General features: G+C 68.5%; 8 protein-coding genes. 5 read left to right on the top strand and 3 right to left on the bottom strand.

The annotated features are described in order from the left end of the window. Positions 1-101 precede the first annotated feature (101 nt). The 4 genes from O3Q52_RS14650 (at position 102) to O3Q52_RS14635 (ending at position 4,460) form a co-directional block, all read left to right on the top strand. Positions 102-1,895: a type IV secretory system conjugative DNA transfer family protein gene (locus tag O3Q52_RS14650; RefSeq protein WP_266586542.1), complete on the top strand. Its 1,794-nt coding sequence runs from the start codon at positions 102-104 to the stop codon at positions 1,893-1,895. 77 nt (positions 1,896-1,972) lie between these two features. Then, positions 1,973-2,101, top strand: a complete 129-nt coding sequence (locus O3Q52_RS14645) for a hypothetical protein (protein ID WP_266586540.1) — start codon at positions 1,973-1,975, stop codon at positions 2,099-2,101. 5 nt (positions 2,102-2,106) lie between these two features. Beyond that, positions 2,107-3,345 carry a DNA cytosine methyltransferase gene (locus tag O3Q52_RS14640; RefSeq protein WP_269649220.1) on the top strand — a complete coding sequence of 413 codons (1,239 nt, stop codon included), beginning with the start codon at positions 2,107-2,109 and terminating at the stop codon, positions 3,343-3,345. Further along, positions 3,345-4,460, top strand: a complete 1,116-nt coding sequence (locus O3Q52_RS14635) for a DnaB-like helicase N-terminal domain-containing protein (protein WP_266586538.1) — start codon at positions 3,345-3,347, stop codon at positions 4,458-4,460. The genes O3Q52_RS14640 and O3Q52_RS14635 overlap by 1 nt, the downstream gene beginning before the upstream one ends. A gap of 850 nt (positions 4,461-5,310) precedes the next feature. Here the strand turns inward: O3Q52_RS14635 and O3Q52_RS14630 are convergent. Genes O3Q52_RS14630 through O3Q52_RS14620 form a run of 3 tightly spaced genes read right to left on the bottom strand, consistent with a single transcriptional unit; the run spans position 5,311 to position 10,446 of the window. After that, entirely contained in the window at positions 5,311-8,040 is a 2,730-nt protein-coding gene (locus O3Q52_RS14630; RefSeq protein ID WP_269649219.1) for a TerD family protein, read from the bottom strand. Beyond that, positions 8,030-10,099 (bottom strand): DEAD/DEAH box helicase family protein, encoded by a 2,070-nt coding sequence (locus O3Q52_RS14625; RefSeq protein WP_269649218.1) that lies wholly within the window; start codon positions 10,097-10,099, stop codon positions 8,030-8,032. The genes O3Q52_RS14630 and O3Q52_RS14625 overlap by 11 nt, the downstream gene beginning before the upstream one ends. Next, the gene (locus tag O3Q52_RS14620) at positions 10,096-10,446 is read right to left on the bottom strand and encodes a hypothetical protein (RefSeq protein WP_269649217.1); all 351 of its coding nucleotides are present in this window, start codon (positions 10,444-10,446) and stop codon (positions 10,096-10,098) included. Before O3Q52_RS14620 ends, O3Q52_RS14625 begins: the two co-directional genes overlap by 4 nt. A gap of 642 nt (positions 10,447-11,088) precedes the next feature. On the opposite strand from O3Q52_RS14620, the gene O3Q52_RS14615 reads away from it, so the two are divergent. Beyond that, positions 11,089-11,520, top strand: a complete 432-nt coding sequence (locus O3Q52_RS14615; RefSeq protein ID WP_269649216.1) for a hypothetical protein — start codon at positions 11,089-11,091, stop codon at positions 11,518-11,520. Positions 11,521-11,524: the final 4 nt, after the last annotated feature.

Raw genomic sequence — 11,524 nt, 5'->3', positions numbered from 1 at the left:
GCTGCCCAAGCCCACCCGCGCCGCACGGCCGTTCGCCGCGCCGCACCCGCTGACCGGCCCCGCCCGCGCCGCGCCCCTCACCCACGTACCTGGAACAGCCCTTGCCCCAGCCCTCCTCCTCGTCCACCGACGGCTACGACATAGCCTTCCGCGTCCTGGGCGTCGTCCTCGCCATCGCCGTCCCGCTGTCGAACGTGGCGTGGCTGGGCGGCAACCTCACCGCCTGGGCCACCGACACCGGTCCCCGTGCGCCGTATCAGCCCGTACAGGCCCTGCTCCATCCCGATCAGCTGTGGCCCCGCCTCGGCGACACATCCCTGCTGCTGGGCACCCGCATCCTGCCCGGCACCGTGCTACTCGCACTCGGGATCACGGCCGCCGTGCTGTACAAGCGACACAAGGACGGCATCGGCGGACGCAGGAAGCGCGTCGCCGGGATGGCCAAACAGCGGGACATCGAGCCGCTGATGTCCAAGGCCATCACCGCCAAGGCAAGATCATTGCGCCCAAGCCTGAAGGACGCCAAGCACCTCAACCCGGCCGACACCGGCATCCTGCTCGGCAACCTCCAGGGCACGAAGCACGAAGTGCGCATGGGGTACGAGGACGTCGCCGTCGCGATCATGGCGCCGCGCTCCGGCAAGACCACATCGCTGGCGATCCCCTCCATCCTCAACGCGCCCGGCCCGGTCCTGCTCACCTCCAACAAGGCGGCGGGCGACGCCTACACGGCCACGCTCGATGCGCGAGCGGCCGTCGGCCGGGCCTGGTCGATGGACCCGCAGCAGATCGCCCATGCCGAACGGGCCATGTGGTGGAACCCCTTGTCCGACGCCAAGACCCTCGACGGCGCCGGCAGGCTCGCCGGCCACTTCCTCGCCGCCTCGGTGGACGCCTCCCAGCAGGGCGACTTCTGGTCCAAGGCTGGCTCCAACATCCTCTCGCAGCTGTTCCTGGCCGCCGCCCTCGCCGAGCGGCCGATCACCGACGTGATGCAGTGGCTGGCCTTCCCTGCCGACCGGACCCCGCTGGACATCCTGCGCGACCACGGGTTCGCCGCCGTCGCCGCACAGTTGAAGGGCACCGTGGAGGGCCCGCCGGAGACCCGCGACGGCATCTACGAGACGGCCCGCCAGTACGCCGCCGCCCTGCTCAACAGCGAGATCGCCGCATGGGTGACCCCGCAGAAGGACGTGGCGGAGTTCAAGCCGGGCGAGTTCGTCGCCTCGAAGGACACGCTCTATCTGCTGTCGAAGGACGGCGGTGGCGGCGCCTCGGCCCTCATCGCCGCGTGCGCGGACTCCGTGATGCGGGCCGCGACCGCCCAGGCCGAACGCGCCGGAGGACGCCTCGACCCGCCCATGCTCGCGATCCTCGACGAGGCCGCCAACGTCTGCAAGATCTCGGACCTGCCGGACCTGTACTCCCACCTCGGCAGCCGCGGGATCATTCCCATCACGATCCTGCAGAGCTACCGGCAGGGTCAGAAAGTCTGGGGCGACGCGGGCATGGACGCCATGTGGTCCGCCTCCACGATCAAGGTCATCGGGTCCGGCATCGACGACCCGGACTTCGCCGACAAGCTGTCCCGTCTGATCGGTGACCACGACGTCGAGACCACCTCCACCTCGACCTCCGAGTCCGGTAAGTCCACGTCCGTCAGCATGCGGCAGGAACGCATCCTGGCCGCCGACGCCATCCGCGCCCTGCCCAAGGGCACCGCGCTCGCCTTCGCCACCGGCATGCGCGCGGCCATGCTCGACCTGCGTCCCTGGTATCTCGAGCCCGGCGCCGGCGATCTATCCGCCGCCTCCGCCCTCGCGTCCAAGGGCATCACCGAACGCGCCGTCGCCAAGGCCGCCCCGAAGCAGACCGACTTCGGCACCGCCGCCTAGTCCGCGCCCGCCTTCCCCCACTCAACTCGCCCACGGAGGCGCCCATTCACACCTACGAGCCCACCGACCTGGACGACATGGAGCCGCACGAAGCCGTGGATGCCGTCCTCGCCGACCTGCGCGACCACCGGATCACCAGTGATGGAAGTTGCCTGTTCGCCGCCACCCGGCACATCGGCCTGCTCTGCTTCGGGTTGCCCTCTTGAGGCGGATCATCCTCGACTTGTTCGCCGGGCCCGGCGGCTGGAGCCACGCGCTCACCGTCCTCGGCGCGCGAGATGTGGGCCTGGAGGGGGATGAGTGGGCCTGCAAAACCCGTGCCCAGGCAGGGCAGTTGACGATCCGGACCGACGTCGCCGTCTATCCGTCTTGGATCTTCTCTGGCCGGACCCTCGGGCTGATCGCCTCCCCTCCCTGTCAGGCATGGTCGATGGCGGGCAAGCGCCTCGGCCTCGTTGACCAGCCCCTCGTTCACCAGGCCGTCGCCAACCTTGCCGCCGGACGCGACACCCGCGAGCAACTGCTCGGCGCGTGCGCGGACCAGCGCTCCCTTCTGGCCGCCGAGCCCATGCGCTACCTGCACGCCCTCAACACGGTGGGCGAGCCCGAGTGGGTGCTCATGGAAGAAGTCCCCGATGTCCTGCCCCTGTGGCGGCAGTACGCGGCGATCCTGCGGGCCTGGGGATTCTCGGTATGGACCGGCATCCTCAACGCCGCCGACTACGGCGTCCCCCAGACGAGAAGGCGGGCGATCCTGCTCGCCTCCCGCACCCGCACCGCCGAACCTCCGCCGCCCACCCACGCACAGTCCGCCGAACCGGAGTCGCTGTTCGGGCCCGGCCGCGCCCGCTGGGTATCCATGGCCGAAGCCCTGGGCTGGGGCGCCACAGACCGTCCTGTGCCCACCGTGTGCGCTGGCGGCGGCCCGGGAGGCGGCCCCGAACCCTTCCCCTCCGGCTCACGCAAGACCCTGACCGACGCCCGCGACCGCGGCACCTGGACACCACACCCCGACGCCGAACTCGTCCTGGCCTCCCGGCCCGGTGAGAACCACACCGAAGATGCTCCGGCATCCACGTTCACCGCCGAGGCGCACCGCTGGTCATGGTCACTGCGCAGCAACAACCAGACCAACGCCACCGTGCGCCGGGCCGACGAGCCCGCCGGCACCCTGTTCTTCGGCCACCGGGCCAACGAGTGCACCTGGGTCTCCAACACCGCCTCCGGCCTTCCGGACGACGAGCAGCGAGCGGCGCCGACCCCGATCAAGATCACCGCCCGGGAAGCGGGCGTGCTGCAGAGCTTCCCCGCCAACTACCCGTGGCAGGGCAACAAGGGCCAGACCTTCTCGCAGATCGGCAATGCCGTCCCCCCGCGCCTGGCAGCCCACCTGCTCGCCCCACACCTGAACAAGCCCTTCAACCCCGACGACTTCATCCTCGCCGCCTGATGCCCCACACCCCCGAACCCGACGACGACCTCGACCGCGTGCCGACGCCGGTCCACTACGCCGAGCAGTCCCTGCTTGGCGCCCTCCTCCTAGAACCTGCGCGTCTGACCGACACCGAGCCGCTGATCGCTCACCACTTCGACAGCCATACCCACGCCGCGCTGTTCACCGCGATCCGCACGCTCCCGCCGCCCGACCTGGCCGACCACGCCAAGGACACTGCCTGGCTCAACGCTGTTCTGGACCATGCGCGTCCGCACGCTCCCGGCCTGAACGCCTCCTACCTTCACACCCTCATCCAGTTCTGCCCGCTGCCGAAGCACGCGGCGGCGTACGCCAGGATGATCCGCGCCGACAATGCCCGCAGGGTTCTGCGCGCCCACGCCGGGCGTCTCGCGTCCACCGCAACGGACCCGAGCCTGCCCTACCCGGTCGCCTCGACGCTCGGCATGGCCGACGACATCGGCCGTGTCCTGGACGCCCTCGCCGCACAGTTCGCCCCGCACCCCGGCTCCTTCCCCCGCACTCCACTCCCTGCGGATGTCCTACGGCCGGCCGGCGAGGAGGACCTCGATGAAGAACGCTTCCTTCTTGCGACCGCCACCGCCTACCCGGCTGAGGTACAGCACATGAGGTGGCTGACCGAGGCGGACTTCCTGCTGCCGCTGCACGCCGCGCTCTGGCAGTCCATCACCTCGCTGGTCCACCGCGGCGACATGGTCGACCCCGTCACCGTCCTCGGCGAGGCCCAGCACCACGGCGTGCTCACCGGCACCCTGACACCCGAGGACCTGATGGCCCTGGTCTCCACGCCCGCCGGCTCACCCGAGTACTGGGGCGAGAAGATCCTCCAACGCGCTCTCCTCGCCCGCGCCCAGACGGTCGCCGCACGGATCACCGCCTACACCGACGACCTGGCCAACACCCCCCACCAGTTCGTCACCGGCAGCCGCCGCGCCCTGGCCGACCTCAACTCCCTGCGTACCCGCTGGATGCGCGCCACAACACCCTCGCCCGCTCCCACCAAAAGCCAGCCGGCACGCCGCGGGCAACTGCCCCACGCGACCGGTCCTCCGCCCCAGCCCGCACTACTCAGCCCGCGCGCCCACCGATGACCCACTATCGGGCCCGGCCGTCCGCCGACCGGGCCGGGACCCGAAACGAGTACGCCTTCCATGCCCGGCATTCCTCCCGACGCCCCATCCGCCTCGACGCCCAGGTCTTCCTCGCGTCCATCCCGCCCACCCCACCGCCGTCGTCGCACGCCCCGGCAGGCGCAGACGCACCGCACAGGCCCTCCTGGCCGCCCACGGCTTCGACTCTCTCGACGAGCGCACCATGGTCCTGGCCCGGATCGACCGTGAGGAGCCGTACTGGGCTGGCACGGATGGTCCTGCAGTCCACCCATGCCCGCGAGCAGGGCCCGGGGCCGCACAACACCGTGGCGGCCTTGGTGGACCCCGTGTGCGGTCTACCGCTCCTCCTCAAGAGGTTCCGCGGAGACACCGACGAGAACTACGGCAGCGATCAACAGTTCGTTCTCCCAGACACCGACAAGACGGCCGTACTCGACCTCCGGGCCACGGTGGAGCGACCTCCCTCCAGCCTTGCGCCCGGCGGCCGAACCGATCCCGCGGCAGCCGCCTCGGAGGCGCGCTCCGCCGGGTTCGAGCCGTTGGAGCCCTATCCCGGGAAAACCACCGACCGGTGGCGCTGCCGCTGCATGTGCAACACGGACATCACACTCACTCTGACCAGCATCAGAGGAGGCCGCACCGCGTGCGGCACGTGCTCCCAAGGCCCGACTCGGTAACCATCGGTCACAACGTGCCAAAGGCAAACGCCACACCCAGACCGTCATGGCGCTCGCCCGCCGCCAGGGTCAACGTTCTCTGCGCTCTCCTGCGCGACAGACGATGCTACGAGCTCACACCGCCAATGGCCCGAGCGGCTTGACAAACGGCACTAGGAATCGACGTTGATGCCGTAGTCCGCGGCCAAGCCCGCCAGCCCGGTGTCGTAGCCCTGGCCGACAGCACGCACCTTCCAGCCCGAACCATGTCGATAGACCTCCACAGCGATGGCGACGGTCTCGCGCGAAACGAAGGGAGCTGCCTCGAAGGACAATCTTTCACCGGAGGGTTGGGTGATGTCCGCGCGCCAAGTGGAGTGCTGGTCGAAGACAGCCATGGGCTGGGATTCGAGGTCGATGCTGGCGATGACTGCCACGGTGTGGATGTCGTCGGGAATCTCGGGCAGCTCCGCGGTGATGGTGTCACCGTCGGTGCGGACTCCTTCGTGGTGGGGATGGTTATAGAAGACGAGGTCCTGGTCGCTGCGGACCTTGCCGTGGCGGGTAAGTAGGACGGCGGAGACATCAACGGGCGTACCGGTGGCGGTGACGCGCACCATTACCCGCTCGGATGCGAGATGGGCATTAGCGCCCTTGCCTAGCACGTTCCCGGCCTCGTGCTGTGCCTCTGGGGCAGCCTTGACCGCATCCGCGTCGGATGCCTCTGCGGGTCGGCTGGTACCGGTTAGCGCGGCGAGGGCGTCCTGGAAGAGGGGCCAGCCTTCGGCTTCTTCACCAGGCCAGGGCCAGGCCAGGCGGTGGGCGCCGAACTGTTTAGGTGTAGGCGGATGTCCGAGGGCCTCGTAGAGCTGCACATAGCGCAGGCTTTCCTCGGCCAGGCGGCTGAGCTGCCACTGCCGTTGGGCTTCTTCAGGCTGGTTCATGCGGAGGTCGTTGTCGACGGCAATGCCGCCGAGCGCCGTGTAAACGCGCTGGGCGAAGACGTGGCCGTCATTCGGCAGTAGACGAGCCGGACGCTGTTGCTGGGCTGCAGCAGGCTCGCCGATCGCGGTGTACAGAGCGCCGAGGTCACCACCGGTCCATTGACTGGCAGCGTTGGTGGCGAACTGGGCGAACTGAATCAAGGTAGGCGGCTTGCCCTTCGCGGCCACGAACCGGTGATGGGCACGGGCAACGTCTTCCAACGCGGCGCGCCACCGCCCCTCCAGGTAGGCGTCGAGATACTGCTCTGCCCAGGCACGGCGATGGCGGGTGACGATGTCACGCACCCGCTCAAAGCCTTCGCGGCGGCTGCCGCTGCTGTGACTCATCGTCAGGGTGAAGGAACCGATCGCCGTGTCCACCGGTAGCTCCCTGCGCTCCCGGACGATCTCCTCCTCCGGCCCCAAATGCCGCTCAGCAATGCGCAGTTCCTCGAACAGATCCGGCGAGACAGGACAGCCGACGGCATGCAGCGCGGTGAGGGGACGGTTGTAATAGTCAGCCACACCAGACAGAGGGGCGCGGGAGTAAGGGCCTTCGCACACGAACCAGGCGGTCAGCGCGACACCGTGCCAGAACTCCAGGGCGGGGCCAATCGTTTGGGCCATCAGCTGGTGGGGCCGGGGATTGCTGACGATGGCGCCAGGGTGGCGCTGCAGCGTCACCGACTGCCAGAGACGGTCCACCTGCTCGTTGACGGAGGCGGGCAGCACCTGCCGGTACAGCTGCTGGGTGATTCCATGGTCGTCCTGCCAGGCGAAGGACATGATCTCGTTGTCGACGAGTCCCCATAGCGGCCGCATGCCAGGGCTTTGGACAGCATGCGTGTGGTCGAAGCCTGTCCACCAGCCACGCAGGGCTGCAACACGTTCTTCGACGGGGGAAAGGGAGGTCGGGCCACCGAGGAAGGCCGCGAGCATGGCATGGATTTCGTCCTCCGGGATGCCCGCCTCAGCGGCCATGCCAGCTGCCTGGGCGGACATCCCCACGTACAGGCGCGGCTCGGGCAGCGCGGTGATGACTTCCTCGTCCGGGTGCGGTGGCGCCTGCAGGTAGTCCAGTACGGTCAGCCAGTTGCCAGCGAAGTAGCCGGAGACCACCGGCTGCAGCGCCCGGGTCAGGACTCGTCTGGCCAGAGCGGTACCGGCCTTGGCCTTCTTGGCGAAGCTGGCAATGAGTGCCTGCGTCTGCTGGATGCGGTGGCGGGTGACGAGTTGCAGAGGATCAGTGGCGGTGAGGGTGTCCAGGAGCCGGAGGCGGGCGCGTTGCTGCCCGCGCCGGTCCAGCCGGTGCCAGCCGCCGCCGAAGCGGAACTCCTCGAGCGCATCCTGGCCCAGGCCCAGCAGACGGTAGCGTTCTTCGATACCGGCCCACTGTTCCTGTTGGTCTTCGACGGTCCCGGCCGGTCCGGCTGCCCGCACCCGGACCGGCTCCAGCAACGCCTCGAACAACGGCACCAGTAGCGCCCACAGCAGTACCGCGTCCGCGCCCTCCGCAACGCTGACCCGAGCGGTGTCATCGGTGGCCAACGTCACCGCGTGGGCGGCGCGTTCGCGCAACAGATGCGGCAGGTTGACTGCTCCTGCCTTCACGGAGAGCTTTTGCGGCAGGTACCACGCACCGCGTTGCTGTTGCTCCCGCACACCGAACTTCTCAGCACACCAAGCCTCCTCCGACCCGCTGAGCCCAAGCACTTCAACGCTGTCCGCAGCCTGTGGTCCTTTGCCTCTGATCACCGAAGCCACTCGCTCGCCGCCCAGTGCAGCGGCCAGCAGCCTGGCCGCGAGCGCGTCGAGCTCGGCGAAGCGCTGGTGCTGCCCGGAAGCCGCCTCCAAAGCAAGCCCGTCTTCGGGAGATGCGCCCATGACAGGCTGCCACCAGCGCGGCTCATCACTGGCCACCGGTCAGCCTCCGCATGTACTCGACGAACTGTTCAAACGGCATCGGCGTCGCGGTGTTTTGCGCGTAGACGGCGTAGCGCTGGGCCATCAGCTGCATCTCCCGCTCCGCCCGCCGAGCTTCCACCCGGCCCAAATCGTGCACCACCCGCTGTTCCACACGCCCCTGCTCGTACAGCACGAACGCATCAACCCCGCCTGGGACTGCGCCATCAGAGGCCGCCTCTCCAGTGCCGTTACCGTCCTGTACCTGTTCCAGCGTGACGGGGTTGATCAGCGGGACGTCGAGCAACACTGCTGGATCCATGTCGTTGTCCGCGCACATGGCCTCCAGATGGTCCTCCAGGCCGAGTTCGGCATGGCATACCACGTCCAGGTACTGCTGGTCGACAGCCAGGCCGGGATGCCTCAGTACGCGCACACCACGCCCGATGAACTGGTAGAACTCGCCGAAGCTGCCATAGGGGCGCACCGGCACCACCACGGTGATGGGCGGAAAGTCGTAGCCCTGGCCGAGCATCCGCAGCTGCACGATGCCTTGCAGATCTCCCGCGTCAGACTCGAAACGCCGCCGGGTGGCTTTGATCGTCGAGGCCGACATGCTGTGGTGCAGCGTGCCGCAGGGGATGCCATGCTCTTCAGCGATCCGGGCGATCTGCTGCGCATGGGCCTCACCCATCGCCGCGAACAGCGCCCGGGGTTTGACCGGGGCCAGCAGCTTGGCCTGGGCATCCAGACAGGCCCGCGTCACGGTCATGACGTGCCGGATCGACGCCTCGGACTGCGCCGTGATGCGAGCCATCTTCCGCTCGTCCCCCAACGCCGCCAGCAAGGCATCACGGCCCACGATCTGTTCGCGGCGTCCGTCGGGCCACACCGCCTCGTACACCGTCGTCGCCACCTCCGGGGCGAACCGGTGCACACGCAAGTTCTTCGCGGAGCCGTCCGCGACGGAGTCCACCAGCCGGTAGCGGTAGACGACATCGGCGTCGATCGGTTTGCCGTCCAGGCGCTGGAAACACGCCGACATCAGCAGCGTGCGTGCACCCTCGAAGTGGGCGAACAGCCGCTGGTAGGAGGCACTGGCCGCGATGTGAGCCTCGTCCACGACGATGAAGTCGACATCCTCCGGCTCCAGCTTGGCCAGCAGGTCCCCATCCTTGTCGCCGGTGCCCAGCGCGTGGAAGTTCGTGACCAGCACATCTGCGGCCAGCAGCCGCTGTCTACTCACCCGGCTGATCTGCCCGTCGTCCCTGTCCAGGACCAACGTGGCCGGCGGGCGCGCGCCCGGCAGCAGCGGGCCGCCCGCCAGTCCGTACAGAACATTGCCCGGGATACCCGGATCGAGTGCCTTGGCGAACGTGCCGCGGATGACCGATCCAGGAGTCACCACCAGCGCCCGCCGCCTGCTGAAGGACAACGCGGCCGCCACTCCCAGAGCGGTCTTGCCGGCCCCGACCGCCATCACCGTGGCCGCATGCCGTCCTCCGGACGCGTAGTAGTTGGCCAGCGCGGCCAGAGCCTCGTCCTGGCACGCCCGCAACGGCTCCCGCGCCACCGAAGCGCGCGCACCGGCGAAGTAGGACCCACCGGCCGCTGGCTGGGCGCCCAGAGGCGGATCGGCCGCCCTCAAGGGATCCCCCGCCATCTCCGGGACCTCAATACGCGGTACGGCGACCACGAACGGCGCAAGCGCCGCATCCTGGCGCAGCATCGCCTGCAGCTGGGCAACGCAGCGCGCGGTGTCCAGGCGCACCGCATCATAGGAAAACCGCAGCACCGTCAGCCCCGTAGCGGCCAGGTCGTTCTGCCGCAGCCGGTCGTAGGTGAAGGCCCCCCGGTCACTGTGGAAGGTGAACCCGTCCAACTCGACGGCCAGTTGCAGCGACGCGCCTGAGATCAGGTAGTCCAGCCGGTAGGTGCGTTCATTGACCGTCACCGGATGCTGGCTGCGTACATGCGCCACGATGCCCCGCTCCGCAGCCGGAGTGAGCACCCAGCGCAAGAACGCCTCTTCCAGATACGACGCCGAAGGGATCACCTGGTGCAGTCCCGTGCTCATGCAGCCCCGCCAACCGCAGCTTCCTGCACCAACGCACCGACCTTCTCCGACAGCCGGGCCACCGCGTCCTCGCCCTGTCCGAAACGGGCCAACCGCCATGCCACGCCAAGAGCTTCTTCGAGAGCACCTTCGCGTTCCAGCAGCACAATGAGCCGAGACACGGACGTCACATGCACGAACGACTCCGGGACGGGACCGGTGTCGAAGGACACCGCCTGAGGGGCTGCCTCCATCAACTCCAGGTCCAGCAGCGCGAACACCTCGAGCAGCTCAAGCCCTTCAGGATAGGAGCGCCGACCGCTCCACAAACGGTCCACCGCGCCCTGCAGGACGAAGTGGTAATCCATCGCCCCACCGGGAAGCTCCAGCGCCTCCCAGACCCGTGCGACCAGGTCCGCTCCGCCCGCCTCTATAGGCACATGCCGACTGGCCGGCGTTGCCGACGTACTTCCCTCAGCAGTCGGCCACATCGGTGATCCATACGACACCTCCGGGCGGACTCGTGCCTCTGGCAGTGCCTCGCGAACAACACCAGGACTACCCGTGAAATGCATGCCGGGAACCGCCGCCATCCGCTCAAACCACGTCGCCACGTACCCCGCTCTTCCCGCTTCCGCTGCGTCAGCCGCCAGGTAACTGCCATACCACTGCTGGGCATCCCCCGGATGACACGTCTCCCGTGCCCCGCCAAAGTAGTGCCACCTCGCGAACCATATGCCCGCCAGCCGAAGTAAGTGGCGATATCAACGATCGGCTCCCGCTCTGCCAGTTCCATTCCGACCTGGGCCTCGCCCTGACTGATCCACGGTGCTGGGAGGAGCCTGGTCGACCGAAGGCGGCATCGTCCGCGGGGGAGGGTGTCGTATGCGAGGGCGAAGTAGCTTTCGCGTCAACTAACGGCAGATTCCGGAAAGTTCACGCTTCTATACCGTTCCGTCAGGTACTTTCCCTAGGCATCTGAGGCGACAGCTGACAGCGCAGGGGGACGCGTGAGCAACGACGGCGAAGACCTGCCGCGCCTGTTGATCTCCGTGATCGACGATGATCCGTTGCGGGCTCGCAGCGACGCCCGCGAACTGCTGACCGAGGTGTCGGAGACAGATCCCGCGGCCTCCCTATGCCTGCCCTCAGCCGGTGCCTCAGTGAGCACCGACAAAGGCGGCGACGTCTCGGAGGTCGTCAGCCTGGCCCTGAGTGCCGGTTCGTTCGCCGCGGCCTGCGTCCAGGTATGGCTGGCCAAGGTCCCCCAGCGCACCATCATCGCGACCCGCCCCGACGGAGCCACCCTACGCATCACAGGCCGCGAAGCGCGTGAGGAAGACGCACGCCTCGAACGGTTCCTGGCCGAGCGATCCCTGCCACCAGACGGGAGCACGGCTCACGGCGCGCCGGGCCAGGACGACACCCCCACGGCGGACTGACCGA

It is taken from the genome of Streptomyces sp. ActVer (assembly GCF_027270795.1).
GTDB classification, from domain to species: Bacteria; Actinomycetota; Actinomycetes; order Streptomycetales; family Streptomycetaceae; genus Streptomyces; species Streptomyces umbrinus_A.
The sequence above is the reverse complement of the archived record's forward strand: the minus strand, read 5'-3'. Positions and strand labels throughout refer to the sequence as shown.